The organism is Lentzea miocenica (assembly GCF_033949945.1).
Classification (GTDB): Bacteria; Actinomycetota; Actinomycetes; order Mycobacteriales; family Pseudonocardiaceae; genus Lentzea; species Lentzea miocenica.
In genome coordinates this window covers 108,751-129,933 of sequence record NZ_JAXAVW010000024.1, presented here as the reverse complement: position 1 = coordinate 129,933, position 21,183 = coordinate 108,751, and the positions used below count along the sequence as shown (strand labels likewise).

The following is a 21,183-nucleotide window of genomic DNA, read 5'->3' as shown; positions in this document are numbered from 1 at the left end:
CTAGCCGGATGTCACGGTTTTCCGACCGGTTCCGATGTCCGCGGCGTCCGCGGCAGCACGGCCCGCACCCCACCCGGCCGCCGAACGCACCGTCACGCGCGAGGTGCGCGTGCGGGTGAACATCTCCTCGAACAACGTGTCCACGGCCTTCTTGCGGTCCGCGAGCACCGGCAGCAACCGCTCGTCCGAGACGACCTCGTCCGGCGTGTCGGTCAGCCGCTCGCTGATCCGGGACGCGAAGGCCACCAGGAACGACTTCCGGAACGGCCGCGAGCGCGCCTCACTGCCCTTCCCCGACTTCCCGCCGACCGCCACCATCGCCCGCGTCGCCTGCACCAGCAGCGACGTCGACAGCAGTTCCACGCCTTCCAGATCGACCTCGTCACCCACCAGCGCGATGAACCCGAACCCGTCGTAGGCCACCGCTCGTGACCGGAACGCCGTGGCCACCACGTGCACTAGCTGCGATTTCTCCTTGAAGTAGCTCTTGTCGAGCCACATCCGCCGTGACGTCGCCAACGCAGGCAGGTCCGCGTCGAGCATCGCCCGTTCCAGGGCGTGCCGGTTCATCAGCTCCTGCGCCTTGCCCGACAGTGCCTCGGCCTCCTCGGGGAACGACGTCGACTCGGCCTTCGCGAGCAGCCCACGCACACGGTTGAGCACCTTCGGGTCCAGACCCGCGCGCACGGCCGACATCAACCTGTCGCCCGGCAACGGCAGGATGAGCGGCAGCGAAGGCAACCGCCCGAGGAACGCCAACAGGTCGGCGGCCGTGCGAGACGCATACGCCCGTGTCTCGATGTGGCGCGTTGCCCACGCCTCCAGCAACGGGCCTTCCCACCACACGGAGGCGCCGATCTCATCGAGCTGACGCCGCCACCGCGGGTGCACCGTCGACTCGACATGAGGCGAACAGGACAAAGCGATCACGTCCACCACGAGAGAGGCAGCCGACTCGTCGAGCGAACGCGACACGATCTCGCGGACGTCGTACGGCAGCCAGCCTCGCTGCCAGAGAGCGTCGACCGCTTTCATCAGTTCCACGCCACGCAGTATGAGACGTCCGCCATGTGCACAGGTCGGGGACCACCTGGTAGACACGGGATGTGATCGAGCTCCAGTTCCGCGGCCGGACCGTCGTCCGTGACCACGCACTGGTGATGGCGATCATCAACCGCACCCCGGACTCGTTCTACGACAAGGGCGCCACCTACGCCGAGGACGTCGCGATGGAGGCCGTGCACCGCGTCGTCGACGAGGGAGCGGACATCGTCGACATCGGCGGGGTGAAGGCGGGCCCCGGCGACCTCGTCGACTCCGGTGAGGAAGTGCGCCGCGTCGTGCCGTTCATCGCACGCGTGCGCGACGCCTACCCGGACCTCATCATCAGCAGCGACACGTGGCGCGCGGACGTCGGCCGGCTCGCCTGCGAGGCCGGTGCCGACCTGCTCAACGACACGTGGGCGGGCGCGGACCCGAAACTGGCAGAGGTCGCCGCGGAGTACGGCGCCGGCTACGTCTGCTCACACACGGGCGGTGTGAAGCCCCGTACGCGTCCGCATAGGGTTAGTTATCCGGACCTGGTGGCGGACGTCGTCGCGGAGACGACCTCGCACGCGGAGAAGGTGGTCGCGCTCGGTGTGCCTCGCAAGAGCGTGCTGATCGACCCCACACACGACTTCGGCAAGAACACATGGCACAGCCTTGCGCTGGTGCGGCACACGGACGAGCTGGTGGCGACCGGGTGGCCGGTGCTGATGGCCTTGTCCAACAAGGACTTCGTCGGGGAGACCCTCGGCGTGGAACTGCACGAGCGCGTCGAGGGAACCCTCGTCGCGACCGCGATCGCGGCGTTGGCGGGCGCCGCGGTCTTTCGCGCGCATGAAGTGGCGCGAACCAGACGAGTACTCGAGTCCGTCGCTCGACTGTGAGCTGGAGGTATCAGGTGGACGACGTCTTCGCCCGGTTTTCGGATGACCGGTGGGACGACTTCCTCGACGAACTCGACAAGATCCGCGTCGGCATGGTGGCGGATCCCGCGGAACGGCAGCAGATGAAGGTGACCGCTCGGCGCGACGCGCGTGAGGCGGGCACTCAGCCGTTGCTCGTGCGGATGGCCATCGCGGATCACTACCTGAACCTGCTCGCCATCGGCGTGTGGGCGGGCGACGAGAGCTGGCGCGCGGATCTGCGTGACCTGGTGGCCACGCTCGTGCCCGAGAACGACGAGTCACGTGACGACGCTCTCGTGAGCTCTGTCATCGCCGTGGTGCTCGCACAGCTGCTGCAGGACGCACGGCTGCGCGGCGGTTCCGAGGCCGATGTCATCGCACGGTCGGCGTGGGAGAAGGCCCAGGAGTGGGCGGCCTACGCGGAGGACCGTCACGTCGAACGGCTCCTGCACCACTCCACGGAGGCCGGCGCGCGCGTGGTGACGGCCTCGGAGGTCCAGGAGGTCGTCGAACTGGCCACGGCCGCCGCGGACGACCAGTACGCCGAGACGATCGCCGCACTGGAGACGGAAGGTTTCACCGCGGAGATCATGAACGGCGTGTGGGTCGTGGAGGGGGAGTTCCGCAACCCGGTTCGGGCGGCCGCGCGCGCGATCACTCTCACGGGCTATGGATGTGTCCTCGCGCGCAACATCCGGCAATCCGCCGTGATGCTGTGGCACGAGAACACGCTCGCGATGGCGGACTCGAAGGTGCCGCGCTGGCGGGTCTACCCGATCCTCGCTCCGGTAACCCCGCAATCGAAGTTTTCGGGTGGAGAAGGGTTGCCGTTCACCCGCGAGACACACCCACTCGCACCCGCTCCAGAAGTCGTGCGCCGGTTGGCGGACGCCGTTGGTGTCAACCTGTCTCATCTGCTGGCGGCATTGCGGTGAAAGGGTGATCTTTGACTTTCCGCAACCTTCACTCGTTATCTTGGTGGCATGCCCAGATTTGCCGAGTTCGATGTGGAAGGCCTGCGTAAATCCAGCGCGGTCGTGGACTTTCCCTGGTCAGAGACGTGGGTCACGTTGATCCGCGTCGATGCCAAGGGAGTTGTGCGGCAAGCGAAGTCGTTGACGGAGAAAGTTTCTTTGCTGACTGTCGCGTCAGACAAGGACCTCGTCATCGCCTCCTGCCCGGAGATTTACGCCGTCGACGACCTGTCGGCGGCCCGTGCCGCCGTCAAGGCTTCGGTCGCACGCGAAATGACGCCAAGCCTCGGATGAATGACTCCCGCCACTCGGGCTCAGCGGCGAGCACGAGTTCCGGGAAACGCCGAAGAAGCGTTCCGAACGCGATCTTCCCCTCGATGCGAGCGAGCCGCGCCCCCACGCAGTAGTGGATCCCGTGCCCGAACGTGACGTGTGGGTCTCGACCCAGCTGCAACGCGTCCGGATCCGGAAACCGGGACGGATCCCGGTTCGCCGCCCCAAGTGAGACGGTGACCTGCGAAGATCGCGGAATCGTGACCCCTCCGATCACCGCGTCGGACGTGGCGGTGCGAGCGATCCCCAACGCGAACGGCCCGTCGTGGCGCAGGAGCTCCTCGACGGCCTCCGGAGTCAGGATCGGGTGATGAGCAGCACAAGGGTGTTCACGAGGTTCGGTTCGTCGCGCAGCTCGGTGATGACGTCGTCACCGGGCTCCTTGGTGTCCACGAGCCGCTGCACGTACATCGCGAACCTGCCGTAGGCCTCCGCCATGGTCGCTGGTGCGAGCAGCTCTGCGGTGAGGTTGCGCACCTCTTCTCTGTCCCTTTCGGGCACACCCAGCAGTTCACAGATGACGGTGATGGGCAGCGGGTAGGCGAACGTGTCGATCACGTCGACCTCGTCCTCGGTCTCCCATGCGTCCAGGAGGTCGTTGGCGATCTGCTCGATGCGTGGCCGTAGCGCCTCCATCCGCGTGTGGAGAACGCGCGCGCGATCGGTTTGCGCAGCTGCGTGTGCTCCGGCGGGTCGGTGCGGTTGAGCATGCCGCCCGGGATGATCGCGCTGCTGAGGCCGAGGTGGCTGAGCGCCTGCACGACGTCGTCGTAGCGGCTGATCATCCACGACGGTCCGGCGTGCGGTGCGTGGTTCCGGGCTGATCGTGGCGGGCCCTGCCGGCGTGGGCGAGACACGGCTGTTGGACGAGGCCGTACGACTCGGGCACGCGTCTGATGCTCTGGAACGATTGCGTGAGCTTGCCTCAACGACCACGGGGTTGCTGGTACCGGTGTTCGCTGCGCATGCGGACGCGTTGGTGCGCAACGACTTCGCGGGGTTGGAAAACGTGGCCGCGCGGTTCGAGGAGGCCGGGTTCATGCTGCTCGCGGCGGAAGCTGTTGCGGCGTCTGGCAGTCGTGGGCTGTACGGCCGGTTGGTCAGCTTCTGCGAGGGCGCGCGCACGCCCGCGTTGGTTCGCATCACCGCGGCACCGCTGGCCTGTCGTGAACGCGAGATCGCGGTGCGGACCGTCGACAACCACCTGTCGAACGCTTACGCGAAGCTCGGCATCACGACCCGTGGCGACCTCGCGTTAGTCCTATCGGATGACAACGGATAACGGACGACACGGGTCCGAACGACAGCCCCGGCATGGGAAACGGGTACGCGGTCGTCGACGTCGAGACCACCGGGCTGTCACCAGGTCAGCACCACCGCGTGATCGAGGTCGCGGTCGTCCACGTCGACTCCTCCGGCCGCCGCACCGACGAGTGGTGCACGCTGGTCAACCCACGACGCGACCTCGGCGCCCAGCATGTGCACGGCATCAGGGCCGCGGACGTCCGCCGCGCGCCCGACTTCGCGGGGATCGCCGGCGAACTCGCCGCACGCCTCTCTGGCCGGGTGATCGTGGCGCACAACCTGTCGTTCGACCTGCGGTTCCTGCACGCGGAGTTCGCCCCGCTGGGACACGAGTTCGCGGCCACGGGGTTGTGCACGATGGACCTCGCCGGCAGGTTCCTCGGCGCCTCGTCACGCTCGCTCGCCGCGTGCTGCTCGGCGGCCGGTGTGCCGATGGGCACCGCGCACTCCGCGTTGCACGACGCACGGGCGTCCGCGGGTCTGCTGTCGCGCTGCCTGGACCGCGTCGGGGACGTTCCGCCGGTGCGCCTGGACGTGCCGCGGACCAGCGCTTTCGCCGTGCAACGCAGTCATGGTCATTCGGCTGAGCAGCACTTCCTGGCCAAGCTCGTGCGACTGCTCCCGCGCGTGGAGACGCCCGGCGGTGACGACTACCTCGCCGTGCTGGACCGGGCGTTGGTCGATCGGCACCTTTCCGTGGAGGAGCAGGAGGAACTGCTCGACGTCGCCTGCGCGCTCGGCCTGGGCCTGCCCGAGGTGATGGGGCTGCACCGCGGCTATCTCGGCGCGCTGGCCGAGGTGGCGCGGGAGGACGGCGTGGTGTCCGCGGACGAGCAGGCTGATCTCCGGCTGGTCGCGTCGCTGCTCGGCGTTGACGTGACCGACGTGCTGCGGCGGCGTGAGGTCCGGCTTTCGTCGGGGGATCTCGTCGTCTTCACCGGTGAGATGCGTGAGCCGCGGGACGTGTGGGAGAGCAGGGCGTTGTCGGCGGGGCTGGCGGTGAAGGGCGGGGTCACCAAGAAGACCGCGCTGGTGATCGCGGCGGATCCGGACTCCATGTCGGGGAAGGCGGACAAGGCGCGCACGTACGGGATCCCGATCGTGTCCGAGGACCTGTTCGCGGGGCTGCTCGGTGAGTTCGTGGGAGGAGTGCGATGAACGACGTGAGGTGGGTGGCCGGGTTGATCCGGGAGCGCAACCGCATCGACGCCGCGCTGTCGGCGTGCATCAGACGGCCCGCGCTGTCCGGACACATCGGCGACTGGATCGCGGCGCAGGTCTTCGGGATCGAGTTGGACGTGCACGCGGCCAAGTCCGTCGACGGCCTGTTCGCGGACGGCCGGACCGTGAACATCAGGTGGTACCTGAAGCGCGAGAACCTGGTGGACCTGCACGAGGACGGGCCGGACCGCTACCTCGTGCTGACCGGTCCGAAAGTCCCCGCCGAGAGCTCACTCGGCACGGCCAGGCCGATGGTGATCGACGCGGTGTACCTCTTCGACGCCGCGGCTCTGAAGGCCGAGCTGCGCGCTCGTGGGCTCAAGATCGGCACCGCGTCCAGCGTGGCCGGGCAGTTGTGGGAGGACGCGGAGATCTACCCCCGCCACAACCCGGCGTTCGTCCTCACCGAGGAGCAGCGGGAGCTGCTGTCGTTGTTCAGTCATCAGCCTTGAGGCTGTGGCCGTCCCAGGTGAAGCGGACCGTCGTCACGGCGTCGTCGCCGTCGGTGCCGGTGGTGAGCTGGTGGATGGCGATGCCGGTCAGCTCCTGGTAGTCGCACCACTCGTGGTCCGACGTGAGCACCAGGTCCAGGTCGAAGTTGACCAGCAGCTCCAGCAGCTGGCCGCGGTTGGTGGCGTCGACGCCGACGAAGACCTCGTCCAGCAGGATCAGGCGGGGTGCGTGCGGGGTGGCCTGGTAGTGCGCGGCCGCCGCGGCGAACAGCGGGAGGTGCAGCACGATGGCCTTCTCGCCGCCGGACAGGGCGCCGTGGACGCGTTTGGTGACGGGGACCCAGCCTTCGCCGCGGTCCACCTTCACGACGAACTGGTGCCACGTCGTGTAGTCCAGCACCTGCGCGAGTTGTTGTTCCCAGCCCGTAGCGGTGTCGTGGACTCGCGCTTCTTCTACGCGCTCGCGGAAGAACTGGTGCAGCAACGCGCGTTCTGCCGCATCAAGGTCTGAGCGCAGGAGGAGATCGCGCGCTTCACGGGTGCCCGGTGGTAGTTGAGGGTCTACCTGCCAGTCGAGTTGCACGCGGATGCCGGACGCGGTTTGGACGCGCTCCAAGCGTTGGTTCATCGTGCCGACGAGTTCGGAGGCGCCCTGGATGCGTTGCGCGATGTGCCTTCTGGTGTCGCCGGTGAGGGTCTGGTCGAAGAGGTCGCGCTCGCCGTCGGTGATGTGCGTGCGCATGCGGTCGCGTTCGGCTTGCAACGTCTCCAACAGCGCGTGCGCGCCCATCTTCACGCCGTCGAGGGTCGCGCTCAGGACCATGACGTCGTCGGCGGGGTCCAGCGAGAGGCCGATGCGGCCGGCCAGTTTTTGCTGAGCCTCGTGCACGGCCATGCCGAGGCGGGACTCGGAGTCGCGGATCAGCCTCAGGTCCACGACGTCGTCCGGCACGTCACCGGCGTCGGCGGGCAGGTGGCCGCTGGTGAGGTGGCGATAGCGCTCGTCGGCCGCGTCACGGGCGATGGTGGCTTCCGTGGCGCGCGCGGTGTCCACCTTGCGCTTCTCCTCCAACGTGCCGAGGGTGCGCGCCAGTCCTGTTTGCTTGTCTTGCAGCATTTCGCGTTGCTCGGTGAGATCGAGTGCCTTGGTGCGCAGCGAGATCAGCTGCTGGTCGAGGGCGTGGAACTCGGAGCCCGCGGACCGTTCGACGGTGTCCAGCGTGATGGCGAGGTCGGCGGCCTCCTGTTGACGGGCGCCGGCGGTCTCCTCGGCCGCGTCGGCGAGCGAGCTGCTCACCGAGGCCCGGCTCAGGGCGTCGTGCGACAGCGCTTCCGCCGCGAAGGCGTCGTGCCGATCGTCCAGCCAGCGGTGGCCCGCGGTGCGGAACGCCGACACCGCTTCCGCGTCGGGGACGTCGGTGTCGATGCCGCGCAGGGTCTCCGCCACGGCCATTTCCGCGTCCGACACCCGGCGGGTAGCGGCCGCGACGGCGTCTTTCCGCGCCGCGCACCGCAGCTGAGCCTTGGTGCGCTGGTCTTCGGCGATCTCGATCGGATCGGTGGACGGCTGCCTGGCGAGTTCGCCCGCCAGGGTCGCGCGGCGCACGGCGATCTGGTTCAGCGCGGCGTCCACACCGGACAGATCGGTGGCGAGCTGCTCGATCAGGCCGGTGAGTTCCGCGATTCGGCCCGCCCGCGCGCGTTTGCGTGAGTCCGAGCCGATATAGGTGGGGGAGGCTTTGGTCCAACGGCCGTGTGAGTTGGCCAGGCGCCACGTGCCATCTGCACCGATGGCGGCGATGTGGCGAGGGGCCGTCTCACCGAACGCGATGCCTTCCAGGACGCGGTAGCAGCGCTCGTCGTCGGTGACGAGCACCTCCAGCAGCGTCGGGCCAGGGGCCGGGCCGGCGAGCAGCGGTTCGGCGAAGCGGTCGTGGTCGGTGAGGCCGAACGAGTTGCCCGGCGTGATCCACGCGTCCAGCAACCCGGACGCTTCCAACGCCGCCTCTACTGCCGAGCACACGGCCGGTGGCGTGTCGGGGCGGAAGTTGACCAAACGCCACAGAGGTGCGCCCACGGCAGAAGCGCGGTGTTCGACGTCGCGGGTGTAAGGCGCGGGCGGTGGCACGTCGACCTGGTTGGCGAGCTTCTCGCGGATGGCGTTGTACTGCGAGAGTTCACCGCTCAACGCCGTGCGCGTCTCGTGCAGGCGTGCCTCGATGCCGCTGAATTCCTCGCGAGCGATGGCGGCGGCTTCCGCGACCTCGCTGTGCGCGGAAACATGCAGCTCAGAGCATCCGTGCGCCCACGTCTCGAAGTCCGCGCCGAACTTCGCAAACGCTTGCTCGAACGCCCGTTGCGCCGATGCCTCCGCCTCCGTGGCGAGGTCGAGTTCCTCGTGGGTTTCCTCAAGCCGTTGGCGAGCGGCATCCCGTGCGTCGACGGCTCTCTCGTGCGCGGCAACGGCACGCATGACCGCGCTGATCTCGGCTTCACGTGCGTCGACGGCGGCGGTGAGCAGCTGACGGCCCGCACGCGCGTCGGTGCCGGCCTCGATCGCCTCGAACACCGACGGCATCCGTGCGAGTTCCGCGGCTTCCCTGGCGATCGTCGTCGACCGTCGCACCTCGTCGGCACGAGCGGCCGCGTCGGACTTGGCCTGCGCGGCCTGTTCCTCGTCCGCGACGGCGAGCGCACGGAGTTTCGCGGCGTGTGCGGCAGCCTCCGCGGCACGGAGGTTCGCGGCGGAAAGCTGTTGCCGCAACAGGTCGAGCTGCTTGCCCTCCTGGTAGGCGGGCAGGTCGGAGATGCCGGCGATCTCGGCGTCGACCGCGCTCGCCTCCCGCCCCAGCGCCGCGAGCTGCTCGAAGGCCTCGTCGGTCAGCGTGACCTGGCGCTGATAGCGCCGTTCGCTCATCCGCGCGGCACGCGTCGCGTCTTCAAGCTGTTCAGTGGCCGACTCCAACGCGCGTGCGGCTGCACCGAGCACCCGTTGTGCATAGGCGCGTTGGACGTCCGCGAGCCGTTCGGCGGTGATGATCTCCTCATCGAGCCGCCGCAGCTCCTCGCGTTGGCGGTCGAGCCGTTCGAAGCCCTCGGCGATCTCGGTGAGGTCGGACTGGTCCAGCGGCGGAAGTGCCTTGGACAGCAACGAGGACAGCACGCTGGGGTCGAGGCGCTCGGACAGCTTCGGCGTGCGCAGCTGCAACAGAGCGGTGATCAGCGAGTCGTACCGTTGCTCGCTCACGCCGGGGAACAACGTCGTCCGCACCGTGTGGCGGTAGTCGGTCGGTGAGGCGTGCACAACGCCGTGTTCACCAATCGCCTCAACGAGATCCGTCTTGGTCAACGGCCGGCCGGCCTCGTTCACCAACGCCAGGTCGCCGACGCGCAACGACGTCGTGAAGTAGGTGGCCGTGACGTTGGACGTGTTCGTGGTGGCCTGCAACCGCGCACCGCACGTGAACCACTGCTCGCCGTGCTCGAACTCCAGCCACACGTACCCGACGCGCGTGCTGCCCTGGTTGCCCTCACCCATGAGGTTCCAGTGCATGGTGCGGTCCGCGCTGCCGAACGTCGACAACCGGTGCGGCCGCAGGTTCGCGTCGAACAGGTACGGCAACAGCAGTTCGAGCGCCTTCGACTTGCCCGTGCCGTTGGGACCTCTGAGCAACAGCCGGCCCTGGTAGAACGAGAAGATCTCGTCGTAGTAGCGCCAGACGTTGATGATCCCTGCGCGGCTGGGTTGCCACCGGTCAGTCATGTAGCTCCTCCACCGCGTACCTGGCTGCGGCGGGCAGCCTGCGAACGGTGCCGTTCTCCGTGCGTGCGAGCCCGAACGCTGCCAGCAACTCGAGCCCTTCCGCCGCGAGCCTGCCCGCGCCGCCGTCCGACTGGTAGGCCTTGCCCCAGTTGCGGAACTTCGTGAGCAGCTCGCGCGTTTCTTCGACCAGGTCCTCGAACCGTGCGGGACCTTGTGCCAACCGGTCGAGCAACAACAACGCGACAACCTTCGCGTTGCTGTCGTCGTCCGGAAACCTCGTGTCCGTGGCGACCGCGTCGGCGTCGATCACGAGAAACCCCTCGGCCCGTTCCTCCAGCGTGCAGCCGGCGAGCCCGACACCCGTCTGGACGATCTTGCGCCCGCTCGGTGACGTGAGGAACGCGAGCTGGCTGGCAGTCAGATCTTCCTTGTACACCACGGGATCGTCGATGAGCCTGCGCATGGTGGAGTGCCGCTGCCACAGACTGCGGTGCGCGTTCTCGTAGCGGGTCTCGTGGGTCAGGTCCTCGATCGTGTCCACTGTGGACGCCGAGACCGGCGCGGCGAGCAGGCGGGTGATCAGCATCGGATCGGCGCGGAGCTGCGGCTCGTTGTGCTCGATGACGCTGTGTTCTTCGAGGAACTTCACCACGTCCGCGAACGCGTTCCGGTCGCTGCGCCGGCTCGGGTCGAACGACGGAAGGCCGTCCAGCGCCATCGCCTGCTTCGTGCGTTCGGCAAGCGCTTCTGCTGTGGTCGTGGGTGCAGCCAGCAGTTCCGCGCACACGACGCACAACAACACGTACCGCCGACGGTCGAACATGGGCCGTGTGCGGTCAGGCCGCTGCGTGGTCTTGAAGAGGCGTGCGTACCCGGCGCGTGGTTCGACGTGCACACGCCACCCGCAGTAGTAGTCGAACCACTTCACGATCGGTTCGCGGCGCCTTCTGATGAGGTCGAAGTCATCGGGGTCGTGCACGGCGGTCAGCAACGGACGGGCGAGCAGCATCCGCACACCGCGCGCCACCTCCTCACCTTCCAGCCGGGCGAGCTGGTTCCCGAGCTTGCTCATCGGCTCTGCACGTCGATCACGTAGTCGGGCCCGCTCAGCCGGCCCTTCTGGGTGGTGATGGTCGCCCAGCCGCGGGCGTTGCGCAGGTTGATCTGCATCCGCCCGTCGCTGGTGCCCGCCGTGCGCGTGCCGGTGCTGTCCGGATCGCTGCCCAGCGCCCGCCCGACCAGGTCGATCAGCCGGTGGAACGTGTCGTGGTCGAGGCTGGTGAGCGTGGAGATCCGGATCGCTCCGTCGGTCTGGATCTGCCGCCACGCGTGCTCGAGCTCCGCGCGTTCCTTCTCCGCCTGTGCACGGCGGTTGCGGCGGACCTCGTCGACGTTGCGGACCTTGCCGGTGCTGCCGATGTGCTCCTGCCTGCCGGTCTTGCGCAGCTGCGGCGACACCGGCACCGGCGGCGTGTTGTGCCACGGCTCGCCGCTCGGGATCAGCTCCCCGTCGGCGTGCGCGAGGTGAGCGTGCCGCGCGGGCCACAACCCGAACGCGGCGTTGAACAGCTCGTGCGCCTCGTCCTCGGTCTGGGTCCTGGCGAACCACTGGGCGAGCGCCTTGAAATCGGCTGCGGTGTTCGTCGGCTTCTTGCGCTCGCTGATCCGGTCGAGCACCCGCAGCAGCTGGACGATCGCCTTCCGCGCCACGTCCTGCAGCTCGTCGGCGCGCGCCGGGGTGTCGTGGAACCAGGTCTTGAGACTGCGCCACTGAGCTTCGCGCTGGGCGAGCCAGTTCTCGTCCTGGTACAGGTCGGCGCCGTTGCGCGCGCGTTCGTGCAGCTTGCCGGCGTCGATGCTGGCGATCTTGTCGCGGATGCCCTGCTTGCGGGCGTCCAGATCGGCGATGAAGTCGCGCAGGTAGGTGATCGTGGTGCGCTTGACGTCCTGGAACGTGGCCAGGTCGGCCTGCTCGTCCCGCAGGAGCCGCTGCAGGTCGGCGTTGAACCGCGTGGTGTTGGCCTGGAGGGTGTCGAGGTGGCCTTCGAGCTCCATCAACGCCGTGAACGTACGGCGGTCGTCCGCCGGTTCGCTGAGTTCTCGCAGGCGGTCCGCGATGGCGTCGAGCACGGCGGTCTGCAGGGCACCGCTGCTGGTCAGGGTGTTCAGCGCGTGCTGGATGCCGGCCTGGGCAGCCTCGCCCGGCTTGGTGAGGCCGTACCGCTGCTGCGTCGCGTCGATCAGGCCCCACTGGCGTAACGCGGTGAGAGACGCCGTCAGCTCGTCGTCCGTCACCTGCTCGGACCAGCCGATGTCCCTGAGCAGCTGATGCAGGTCGTCGAGAGTGAGAGCGGTCTGCAGCCGTTCGTTCGCCACGCCGAATGCGCGCAGCACTGCGGTGTGCAGCTCCGCGTGCTCGGTGGTGGTGAAGCGGAACAGGTCCGCCGGCACCCGTGGGAACGTCGTCACGAGGCCAACCGTAGCTGGTGGATTTGTTGATCTGTTGACCATCTGGCGCAGACCCACCGTAGTTCTTCCACACCTAGGTGTTGCGCCGATCGGTTGAAGAGGGCGATCAGGGCTAACAGACAGTCAAAGGCCAGCGAACGTGACAGTACAGCTGAGCTCGGACACGTCGGAAGGAGACGATCAAGGGGCGAACCGATGTCAGGAAACGATGGAGTCGATCGCAGGCACCGACACAACCAACGACCGGACTACCGCGGGCCGTTCGAGCGCGACCGGGACCGCGTGCTCTACTCGTCGGCCTTCCGCAGGCTGGCCGGCGTCACGCAGGTCGCGGCGGTGAGCGAGCAGCGCGTGCTGCACAACCGCCTCACGCACAGCCTGAAGGTCGCGCAGCTCGGGCGGAGGATCGCGCAATGCGTCGCGTCGGGCCAACGGGACCTGGCCGAGCAGATCGGCGTCAATCCCGACGTCGTGGAGACCGCGGGCCTCGCTCATGATCTCGGCCATCCGCCGTTCGGTCACATCGCCGAAGAGGTGTTGAACGACAGGGTCGAGGCGATCCCGGGTCTCGAAGGGTTCGAGGGCAACGCGCAGACGTTCCGCATCGTCACCAAGCTGGCCATCAGACGTGACTCCCACGCCGGCCTGGACCTGACCAGGTCGAGCCTGAACGCGATTCTCAAGTACCCCGGCACGTTCGCTGACCGCAAGAAAGGATGTCCCGAGCACTGGACCGATCGCACGCGCGGTGACAAGTGGGGTGCCTACGCCAGCGAGAGGGACGACTTCGCCTGGGCCCGCCAGGGATCCGAGCGGCACGTCCGGTGCCCCAACGCCGTGATCATGGACTGGGCCGACGACATCACCTACGCCACGCACGACATCGAGGACTACTTCCGAGCGGGCATGATCCCGTTGCACGATCTGGGGCGGGATCGTGATGAGCTGATCGAGCAGGGCAAGAATCGGCGCGCGAACAAGCGGGGGTTCGACGAGCAGCTGTTCGAGCAGGCCATGGTCAAGGTGCTGGAGCTGCTGAACGGACAGGGACGCAGCCCGAACTGGGAGACCAAGCAGAACCGCGCCTGGCTCAACGAGGTGACCACGACGCACCTCACCCAGCTCGTCGACGCGGTCTACCTCGATGACGACTCCGGTGTCGTCAGGATCCACGAAGAGGCGCAGTACGCCGTGGAGGCGCTCAAAGAACTCACCTGGTTCTACGTCATCGACCGCCCAGGCCTCGCCATGATGCAGGAGGGGCAGAGGCGGATCATCGGCAAGCTGTTCGACCAGCTGGTGGCATGTCTGAAGAAGAACCCGCGCAGCCGGCGAGTGCCGGTGATGCTGCGCCAGCTCTACGAGGACGTGGAACCGGAGATCCACGCCGATGCGCAGGCGCGGTGTGCGCGGGCGGTCGTCGACTACCTCTGCCTGCTCACCGAGGGCCAGGCCATCGATCTGCGGGAACGCATGAACGGGACGACCCGCAACTCGATGTTCGGGGCCTGGTTCCACTAGCAGCGGATCACGATGTGGTGAACCGGGAAGTGGCGTGGATCAAGGACGGGGTCGTGTTGCGCCGTTCGGTCTAACCTCGCGCCCGTGCGGACGAGGCTGACCCCCATGCAGCAGGCGGTGGTGGACGCCGGGCGTCCGTTGCCGCAGCTCACCGATCCGCTCGAGGTCGAGTTGCAGGTCAGTGCGTTCGTGGGTCCGTTCGCGGACAACGAGGAGTTGTGGGAAGTCGTCGTGCGGCACCTCCAGGAGGTGCCGAGCCGGCGTAGTGCGGCGATGCTCACGGCGCTTGCGCACTTGTTGCCCGGCAGGCCTGCGCAGTGGGCGCGGGAGGCGGCGCAAGCACAACGAGAGCCGCAGTGGGATCTTGGGGCGTTGCGGTTCGGCGAGTGCTGGATCGGCGATCGGTCGATCGACGCGGGATATCTGGCACTGCTGTGCAGCTATTCCTACGGGGCGCAGCCGCATGCCATGGTTTTCATGATCGATGAAATCAGTGGCAGCCTCACCCGGCACGCGTTCTTGACGCGTCAGGTCGACGAGGCGCTGGAGCGGCTCAAGCAGCAGGTGCGGTTGGAGTCGATCACGGCCGAGGCGGCTCATTGGCTGCTCAGCCGCAGTTACGACCGGTTCGAGCGGCGGCCTGGGCTCGGCGTCGGGGTCGATGTGCACCACACTCGGCTGGTGGCTCGGCGGCGAATCAAGCTGGCGATGAATTAGGCGGCCTGTGCGAATCGCAACGTGTTGATTCCTCCGACAGTGCACATTGTCTGTAGCTCGATCGTGGGTCGGCCATTACTGTCCGAGTTGTCGATCACAGGCGGAGGGACGTTCATGGCCGCTCTTCTCGGGCATGACGACCAGGCCCTCAGCCGTGTCCCTGACCAGGCGCGGCACCCGTGGTTGTCAGTCGCGACCCAGCGCTTCGGGCAGACGTCCGCGCTGAGCCAGTTGCTGCTGGGCGCGACACTCGGGTTCGGCATGACGTTCTGGGACGCCTTCCTCGCGCTCACGATCGGGGCGGTACTGCTCAACGTCGTTGCAGTCGCGGTGGGCGTCATCGGGCAGCGGGAAGGGCTGTCGACCGCGATCCTCACGCGCTGGACCGGGTTCGGGCACGCGGGATCGGCGGTGCTCGGGCTGATCATCGCGTTGTCCTGCACCGGGTGGTTCGGGGTGCAGACCGGGCTGGCGGGCGGCACGCTCGCCGACGTCGCGGGGGTGCTGCCGGCGCCGGTGTGGTCGTTGATCTTCGGGATCGTCGTCACGATCATCGCGGCCTACGGGGTGCGGTGGATGGCGTGGACGGCTTATGTGGCCGTACCCGCGTTTCTGGGGTTGCTCGGCTGGCTCGTGCTGACCAACGTCAACGATGTCGGCGCCACCTTGACGAGCCCGGCGCCAGGGCCGTCGATCGGGATGCTGACCGCCGTCACGCTGGTCACCGGGAGTTTCATCGTCGGTGCGGCCATCGCGCCGGACATGACGCGCTTCAACCGCTCCACGCGGGACGTCGTCAAGCAGACCGTTCTGGGCATCACGGCCGGTGAGTTCGTCATCGGCCTGGCAGGCGTGATCATCGCGCACGGGCTGGGCACCACCGACATCTCGGGCGTCATCAGCCGGTCGAGCGGCTGGATCGGCGCGCTGATCGTGGTCACCGCGGTGCTGAAGATCAACGACTGGAACCTCTACTCCGCGTCGCTCGGGCTCGTGAACTTCTTCGACGCCGTCTTCGCGGTGCGGATCAGCCGGGCGCAGGTGACCGTGATGGTCGGGTGCGCGGGCAGTTTCCTCGCCGCCGCGGGGATCGTCGCGCAGTTCAGCCACTTCCTGGTGTTGCTGGGCGTGGTGTTCCCGCCGGTCACCGGCATCATGATCGCCGAGTACTACCTGGTGCGGCGCTGGCGGAACGAGATCATCTCCACGCGGCCGATGGTGCCGCGGTCGGCGCCCTCGTGGGTGCCGGCGACCGTGGTGATCTGGCCGGCCGCCGCGATCATCGGTGAGCTGGTGCCGTTCGGGCAGTCCAGCCTGAACTCCCTCGTGCTGGCGTTCGCCCTGTACGTCTCAGCCGGCCGATTGGACCTGCTTCGGATGAGGACGCGGCGGGCGACCAACCGTAAGGTGGTCGGGGAGGCGAAGGCCGCCTGAGGGGTGGTTTCGCTCATGCACATCGGCATCGACGTCGGCGGCACCAACACCGACGCCGTTCTCGTCGAGGGACGCCGTGTTCTGGCCGAGTGCAAGAGGGCGACGACGGCCGACGTGACGACCGGGATCGTCGAGGCGGTGAGCGGACTGCGGCAGGCGTCCGGGTTCGCCGCCGCGGCGATCAAAGCGGTCATGATCGGCACGACGCACTTCGTCAACGCCGTGGTCGAGGGCAGAGGACTTGCTCAGACGGCGGCGGTGCGGCTCGGACTTCCCGCCACCAAAGCACTTCCGCCGTTCGTCGACTGGCCGGAGCGGCTGCGCCAGGTCATCGGCGGGCACGCGTACCTCTGTCACGGCGGCTACGAGTACGACGGCCGGATCATCTCGCCGCTCAACGAGGACGAGCTGCGCGGCGTCGCCACCGACATCGCCGCGAAGGGCGTGCGGTCGGTCGCCATCTCGTCGGTGTTCTCGTTGGTCAACGGAGACCTCGAACGGCAGGCGGCGGAGATCATCACGGCCGAGGTGCCGGACCTGCTCGTCAGCTTCTCGCACGAGATCGGGCGCCTCGGCCTGCTGGAGCGGGAGAACGCGACGATCATCAACGCGGCACTGCGCGAACTCGCCGAGCAGATCGCCGACGGGCTCACCGAATCGCTGACGGCACAAGGCATCGACGCCCCGCTCTACCTCAGCCAGAACGACGGCACGCTGATGGACCTCGAGTACGCGCGCTGCTACCCGGTCGCCACGTTCTCCTCCGGCCCGACGAACTCGATGCGCGGCGGCGCGTTCCTGTCCGGTTTGGACGATTGCGCGGTGATCGACGTCGGTGGCACGACGACCGATGTCGGCATGCTGCACAACGGTTTCCCGCGCGAGGCCTCGTCCCAGGTGCTGATCAGCGGGGTGCGCACGAACTTCCGGATGCCCGACGTGCTGTCGTTCGGGCTCGGCGGCGGCAGTGTCGTGCGCGAGCGGGCCGGTGGGGTCGAGGTGGGACCGGACAGTGTCGGCTTCCGGTTGTCCCAGCAGGCTTTGGTGTTCGGCGGCGACACGCTGACCGCCACGGACATCGCGGTCGCGGCCGGCCTCGCGGACATCGGCGACCCGGCGCTCGTGCGGCACCTCGACCGCGGGCTCGTCGGCTCGGTGCTCGACCACGTCTGCGACCGGATCGCGACCAGGGTCGACCGCATGCGCACGAGCCCGGCGCCGTTGCCCGTGGTGCTGGTCGGCGGTGGCAGCGTGCTGGTGCCGGACAGGATCGAGGGCGTCCGCGAGATGATCAGGCCGGAGCACCACGCGTTCGCCAACGCCATCGGCGCCGCGATCGCGCAGGTCGGCGGCGAGGTCGACCGGGTGTTCACGATGGATCCGGCGCGGCGTGACGAGGTGCTCGACGCGGCCCGTCAGGAGGCCGTGGACAGGGCGGTGGCGGCGGGCGCCAGGGCGGACAGCGTGCGGATCGTCGAGGTCGAGGAGATCCCGCTGGCCTACCTGCCGGGCAACGCGAGCCGGGTGCGGGCGAGGGCCGTCGGCGATCTCGTGCTGGACGGCGCGCCGCACCGATAGCTTCTCGCGCGAGCGCGGGCCGCACTACAGTCCCGCGCATGCACCTGCTCCAGCCCGACGAGGTAGACCGGCTCGCTCTGGGCGTGGTCATGCTCGGCAGCGGCGGGGGAGGTGGCGAGCACGAAACCCACGCGTTCGCCGCGATGCTCCGGCACGAAATGCGACAGAGCGGGCCTGTCACGGTGCTTTCGCCGGAAGAGGCTGACCCGGACGGCTACGGCGCACGGGTGGGGCTGATCGGCGCGCCGACCGTGATGATCGAGAAGCTGCCGTCGGGCCTGGAGGCCGAGGAGGCGCTGAAGGCGTTGCAGGCGCACGACTCCACCACCGCGACGGCCGTCATCGGGTGGGAGGTCGGCGGGTGCAACGGGCTGTTGCCGCTGATCCTGGCCGCGCGGCTGGGTCTGCCGTACGTCGACGTGGACGGGATGGGGAGAGCGTTCCCACGGATCGACCAGACGACCTACGACGCGGCCGGGCTGCCCACGACCCCGTTGGCCATCACCGAACCCAGCGGGAACCGGGCCGTGCTGGACGCGACCGGCATCGAGAAGCTCGCCCGCACCGTGATGGTCGACTTCGGCGGCTGGGCGATGATGGTCGCGAAGCCGTTGAAACTCGCAGACGCGCTCAAAGCGGGCATAACGGGCTCGCTCGCGCGGGCGCTGGAGCTCGGTGAGATCTGGTCGCAGCAAACGGTCTCAGTCGACGAACGGGCCAAGTCGTCCGGCGGTTTCCTTGTCACGCGGGGAAAAGTCGTCGAAGTGTGGCGCGAGTCCGTCGGGGACTTTCCTCGTGGAACGGTGGCGCTGCGCTGTTTGGACGCCGACGATGCGTATGTGCGCCTGGAGATGCAGGGTGAGTACCTGGTCGCGCTCGCGGACGGCGAGCCGCTCGTGACGACGCCTGATCTGCTGTGCTGCCTGGACGCCGAGTCTGGCCACCCGCTGACGACCGAGCGTCTGTCGTTCGGCGCGGTGGTCGATGTGGTAGCGCTCCCATCGCCGGCGCAGTGGGTCCGGCCGGAGGTGCTCGGGCGGGTCGACCCGCGGGCGTTCGGCTACGACCTCGACTACCTGCCGTTCCGGGACGTCACGTGATCGACGACGCCGACTCCCTGACCGTGCGCGACCTGCTGGAGATCGGCGTGCTCGGCGACGCGTCGCTGCTGGCGGGCGAGCGCGGCGTCGACACCGAGGTCGCGGACGTGCGGCTGGCGGCGGACATGACGGCGGTGGAGGCGTGCTCGGCGGGCGACATGGTGATCCTGACCGGGAACCAGCCGTACCTGGTCGAGGTGGCGCTGCGGCGGGCCTACAGCGCGGACGTGCGGGCCGTCGTGCTCGTGCGGCCGTCGACGGGCTCCTACCACTCTCCTTCCGCCGCAACGATCTCGTTCGCGAACAGGCTCGGCGTACCGCTCCTGCAGACCAAGGCCGACGATCCGCTGCTGGTCGCCGATGCGTTGCGCACGGCCGTGCGGCGTCCAGAAGTCGCGGCGGCCAGGCTGCTGAACGCCGTCACCGCGCGGCTGGGCCGCAGCAGGCCGGATCCGCGGTCCGTCATCACGATCCTGTCCGGCGAGCTGCACGTGACGTGCGCGGTGATCAGCGCGGACGGCACCGCGATCGAGGGCGTGTCCCCGCCGGGCCTGCCGCCGGACCTGCTGATCGGCTCGGTCGCCACCACTGTCGAGATGACCGAGGGTTTCGCCGTGGCGGTGCCGGTGGAGACCGACCGGACCGGGCACGTGCACCTGTGGCTGGTCTCGCACGCCCGCGGCCGCAACAAGCGCTGGGCCGAGACCGTCATGCAGATCAGCCAGGTCGCCTCCTGGGCGCTGGGCAACTGGGTCGCCTCCGAACGCCTGGAAACCGAACGCCGCGCCCGTTCCCGCGCCTCGCTGCTGTCCGAACTGCTCGCCTCCGGTGACGACGTGCCGCCACACCTGGTGCAGCAGGCCGTGCTCGCCGGATGGCGTCTCGACGGCTGGCACACGGGCGTCTACGCGACCCTCAACCCGCCGTCTCCGGGCTGCATCGACGCGACCAGCACCGAACGGCTGCGCGTCGAACTGTCCCGGCGCGGCCTGCACGGCCAGCTCGTCGAGGGCGCGGAGGGCTGGTCGTTCTGGCTGACCAACGACGCGGAGCCACCGCAGTCGCAGCACCGCGAACTGACCACGAGGCTCGCCCAGGTGCTGGGGTCCTGCAAGCTCGTGGCGGGCGTCGGCCGGCCGCATCCCGGTTCGTCCGGCGTGGGACGCACGCTGGCCGAGGCGCGCGAGGCCGCCGCGATGACCGGGTCGGTGCGGGTCGTGCACATCGACGAGCTGGGCGTGCGGCGCCTGTTGTCGATGGCGGCCGAGACACCGGCGCTGGTCGAGCAGGCGACGCGGCTGCTGGAACCGCTGGCGGGCGTGGAGGACGGGCAGCTGCTGCGCACGCTGGCCGTGTACCTGGACGAGGAGTCGGTGACGTCCTCGGCGGCGGTGCGGCTGAAGGTGCACCGGAACACGGTGGCGCAGCGGATCAACCGGGTCGAGCAGCTGCTCGGGGTCAGTCTGCTGAACCCGGACGAGCGGCTCGCGGTTCATCTCGCCTGCCGGGCGGTGCGGGCCTCCGACGAGTGATCAGGTCGGCACGAACGCCGGCAGCACCGCGTCCACCAGATAGCCGCCGTCGTCTGTCGGCCCCGCCGTGAGGGTGCCGCCGACCATCTCCACCCGGCCGCGCAGGCCGAGCAAACCGGTACCAGAAGGGGAGATCGCGCTGCCCGGGGTGGCCGGCGGGGCGGTGTTGCGGATGACCGCGCGGACCGTGCTCGGTCCACAGTGGATGGTGATCTCGGTTTGGGCGCCGGGGGCGTGCTTGTGCACGTTCGTCAGCGATTCCTGGACCACCCGGTACATCGTGCGGCGCACGGCGGGGGAGACGATGTCGGCGTCGCCGTGTTCGGTCAGGGTGATCTCCAGGCCGGTGGCGGCGGAGTCGGCCACCAGGCTGGAGAGGCGGTCGGGCAGGACGTCCGGGATGCGCGGCTTGCGGCCGTTGCGCAGGACGCCGACGAGGTCGCGCAGTTCGGTCAACGCCTGGCAGCCCGCGGTGCGCAGTTCCTCGGCGGCCTGGCGGGTGCCGTCGTCCTTGGCCGCCACGCGCATCGCGCCGGCGTGCAGCACCATCAGGTTGAGGCGGTGCGTGACGACGTCGTGCATCTCGGCGGCGAGCCGGGTGCGTTCGTCGGCACGGGCGCGCTCGGCCAGCAGCTCGCGTTCGCGCTCGGCCAGGGCCCGGGCGAGCCTGCGCCGGGTACCCAGGTAGAGGCCGCCCAGCCCCACGATCACGACCACGCCGGCGCCGATCGACAACGTCATGGGGAAAGCGATTACCAGGGCCGACGGCAGCGTGAAGTCGCGCGCTGCCACCAGCAGCACGAGCGCCAGGTCTCCGGCCCGTCTCACGCGC

19 protein-coding genes are annotated in these 21,183 nt (G+C 68.7%); 12 read left to right on the top strand and 7 right to left on the bottom strand.

Translation table 11 applies throughout. The features are described 5' to 3' along the window. Positions 1 to 1,035, bottom strand: coding sequence for a DUF2786 domain-containing protein (locus tag SK803_RS28125; protein WP_319969152.1), 1,035 nt, complete (start codon positions 1,033 to 1,035; stop codon positions 1 to 3). A gap of 71 nt (positions 1,036 to 1,106) precedes the next feature. Between SK803_RS28125 and folP the strand changes: the two genes are divergently transcribed. The 3 genes from folP to SK803_RS28110 are packed head-to-tail and all read left to right on the top strand — an operon-like array spanning position 1,107 to position 3,220. Beyond that, positions 1,107 to 1,931, top strand: a complete 825-nt coding sequence (gene folP / locus SK803_RS28120) for a dihydropteroate synthase (RefSeq protein WP_319969126.1) — start codon at positions 1,107 to 1,109, stop codon at positions 1,929 to 1,931. Between the two features lie 14 nt (positions 1,932 to 1,945). Then, a complete protein-coding gene (locus SK803_RS28115; protein WP_319969125.1) occupies positions 1,946 to 2,887 on the top strand; it encodes a hypothetical protein in 942 nt (313 codons plus the stop codon). Positions 2,888 to 2,935: 48 nt separating this feature from the next. After that, entirely contained in the window at positions 2,936 to 3,220 is a 285-nt protein-coding gene (locus SK803_RS28110) for a hypothetical protein (RefSeq protein ID WP_319969124.1), read from the top strand. Here SK803_RS28110 and SK803_RS46590 read toward each other — a convergent pair. Then, complete coding sequence (locus tag SK803_RS46590) at positions 3,177 to 3,509, bottom strand: cytochrome P450 (protein ID WP_406601589.1); 333 nt, start codon at positions 3,507 to 3,509, stop codon at positions 3,177 to 3,179. The two genes, SK803_RS28110 and SK803_RS46590, sit on opposite strands and share 44 nt — an antisense overlap. Positions 3,510 to 3,556: 47 nt before the next feature. Then, on the bottom strand, positions 3,557 to 3,895 hold the full coding sequence (locus SK803_RS28105) for a cytochrome P450 family protein (protein WP_319969123.1): 339 nt from the start codon (positions 3,893 to 3,895) through the stop codon (positions 3,557 to 3,559). 208 nt (positions 3,896 to 4,103) lie between these two features. On the opposite strand from SK803_RS28105, the gene SK803_RS28100 reads away from it, so the two are divergent. Genes SK803_RS28100 through SK803_RS28090 form a run of 3 tightly spaced genes read left to right on the top strand, consistent with a single transcriptional unit; the run spans position 4,104 to position 6,237 of the window. Further along, on the top strand, positions 4,104 to 4,541 hold the full coding sequence (locus tag SK803_RS28100) for a MalT transcriptional regulator family protein (RefSeq protein ID WP_319969122.1): 438 nt from the start codon (positions 4,104 to 4,106) through the stop codon (positions 4,539 to 4,541). Between the two features lie 32 nt (positions 4,542 to 4,573). Beyond that, on the top strand, positions 4,574 to 5,722 hold the full coding sequence (locus SK803_RS28095; RefSeq protein ID WP_319969121.1) for an exonuclease domain-containing protein: 1,149 nt from the start codon (positions 4,574 to 4,576) through the stop codon (positions 5,720 to 5,722). Then, positions 5,719 to 6,237, top strand: coding sequence for a hypothetical protein (locus SK803_RS28090; protein WP_319969120.1), 519 nt, complete (start codon positions 5,719 to 5,721; stop codon positions 6,235 to 6,237). The genes SK803_RS28095 and SK803_RS28090 overlap by 4 nt, the downstream gene beginning before the upstream one ends. Here SK803_RS28090 and SK803_RS28085 read toward each other — a convergent pair. From SK803_RS28085 to SK803_RS28075, 3 genes are read right to left on the bottom strand one after another with little or no spacing between them, the layout of a single operon-like run. Then, positions 6,221 to 10,000, bottom strand: a complete 3,780-nt coding sequence (locus tag SK803_RS28085) for an SbcC/MukB-like Walker B domain-containing protein (RefSeq protein ID WP_319969119.1) — start codon at positions 9,998 to 10,000, stop codon at positions 6,221 to 6,223. The two genes, SK803_RS28090 and SK803_RS28085, sit on opposite strands and share 17 nt — an antisense overlap. Then, the gene (locus SK803_RS28080) at positions 9,993 to 11,072 is read right to left on the bottom strand and encodes a TIGR02678 family protein (RefSeq protein WP_319969117.1); all 1,080 of its coding nucleotides are present in this window, start codon (positions 11,070 to 11,072) and stop codon (positions 9,993 to 9,995) included. Before SK803_RS28080 ends, SK803_RS28085 begins: the two co-directional genes overlap by 8 nt. Next, positions 11,069 to 12,469, bottom strand: coding sequence for a TIGR02677 family protein (locus SK803_RS28075; protein ID WP_319969116.1), 1,401 nt, complete (start codon positions 12,467 to 12,469; stop codon positions 11,069 to 11,071). Before SK803_RS28075 ends, SK803_RS28080 begins: the two co-directional genes overlap by 4 nt. A gap of 195 nt (positions 12,470 to 12,664) precedes the next feature. Here SK803_RS28075 and SK803_RS28070 point away from each other — a divergent pair, with 195 nt between their 5' ends. The 6 genes from SK803_RS28070 to SK803_RS28045 all read left to right on the top strand — a co-directional run bounded on the left by SK803_RS28070 (position 12,665) and on the right by SK803_RS28045 (position 20,351). Continuing rightward, positions 12,665 to 13,990 (top strand): deoxyguanosinetriphosphate triphosphohydrolase family protein, encoded by a 1,326-nt coding sequence (locus SK803_RS28070; protein ID WP_319969115.1) that lies wholly within the window; start codon positions 12,665 to 12,667, stop codon positions 13,988 to 13,990. Between the two features lie 84 nt (positions 13,991 to 14,074). Continuing rightward, positions 14,075 to 14,707: a hypothetical protein gene (locus SK803_RS28065; protein WP_319969114.1), complete on the top strand. Its 633-nt coding sequence runs from the start codon at positions 14,075 to 14,077 to the stop codon at positions 14,705 to 14,707. Positions 14,708 to 14,821: 114 nt separating this feature from the next. Further along, positions 14,822 to 16,141 (top strand): purine-cytosine permease family protein, encoded by a 1,320-nt coding sequence (locus SK803_RS28060; protein ID WP_319969113.1) that lies wholly within the window; start codon positions 14,822 to 14,824, stop codon positions 16,139 to 16,141. 15 nt (positions 16,142 to 16,156) lie between these two features. Further along, entirely contained in the window at positions 16,157 to 17,719 is a 1,563-nt protein-coding gene (locus SK803_RS28055) for a hydantoinase/oxoprolinase family protein (protein ID WP_319969112.1), read from the top strand. A gap of 38 nt (positions 17,720 to 17,757) precedes the next feature. Beyond that, positions 17,758 to 18,819, top strand: coding sequence for a DUF917 domain-containing protein (locus tag SK803_RS28050; protein WP_319969111.1), 1,062 nt, complete (start codon positions 17,758 to 17,760; stop codon positions 18,817 to 18,819). Then, the gene (locus SK803_RS28045; RefSeq protein ID WP_319969110.1) at positions 18,816 to 20,351 is read left to right on the top strand and encodes a helix-turn-helix domain-containing protein; all 1,536 of its coding nucleotides are present in this window, start codon (positions 18,816 to 18,818) and stop codon (positions 20,349 to 20,351) included. Before SK803_RS28050 ends, SK803_RS28045 begins: the two co-directional genes overlap by 4 nt. On the opposite strand, the gene SK803_RS28040 is transcribed toward SK803_RS28045, so the two are convergent. Continuing rightward, positions 20,352 to 21,179, bottom strand: a complete 828-nt coding sequence (locus SK803_RS28040) for a sensor histidine kinase (RefSeq protein ID WP_319969109.1) — start codon at positions 21,177 to 21,179, stop codon at positions 20,352 to 20,354. Positions 21,180 to 21,183: the final 4 nt, after the last annotated feature.